1 protein-coding gene is annotated in these 506 nt (G+C 54.3%); it reads left to right on the top strand.

From position 1 onward, the window contains the following. Positions 1-222 precede the first annotated feature (222 nt). The coding region (locus BVI061214_RS13350; protein WP_211256767.1) for a hypothetical protein at positions 223-506 on the top strand (284 nt) is incomplete at its 3' end.

Genomic DNA, 506 nt, shown 5'->3' with positions numbered 1-506 from the left:
AAATGTAGGTAGCCACGATGAGGGTCTCTGCGTCAAGATGGTAGAGGGGGTGCTCACGGTCTTGTGGCATAGCACCCCCTCTTTTTTCACACCCTGGGGGGACAGATCAAGTAGCACACGAAGGGATGTATTGACCGATTACAGAACCTTGACAGCAAGGGGGGGGGGGGGGCATGGTACCCTTGAGGTGTAGGGACACTCCCTACAGCGAGGAGGTAAAGGATGCGCAAGGTGCTCATGGTCCTGATGGCCCTGGCCCTGGTGGCGGTCTTACCTGCCCAATCCCTGGCTCAGGGGTACTTGGTCTCCTACGCCCTGCACAGTCAGGGTAGGAACGTTTCATTACAGGAAATTACAGCTGATGAACTCGCAGAAACACATGGCGCTATATTGCCAGCTGTGCTTGCTGGGGCTGCTATTGTCGGTCTTCTAATTTCGCGTGGATGTAGTGCTGAAGTCAAGCACGAAACAAAGCCTGATGGTTCGAGTTCCACTACGGTTTGTGT

It is taken from the genome of Thermus aquaticus, from assembly GCF_001280255.1.
Lineage (GTDB): Bacteria > Deinococcota > Deinococci > Deinococcales > Thermaceae > Thermus > Thermus aquaticus.
The sequence above is the reverse complement of the archived record's forward strand: the minus strand, read 5'-3'. Positions and strand labels throughout refer to the sequence as shown.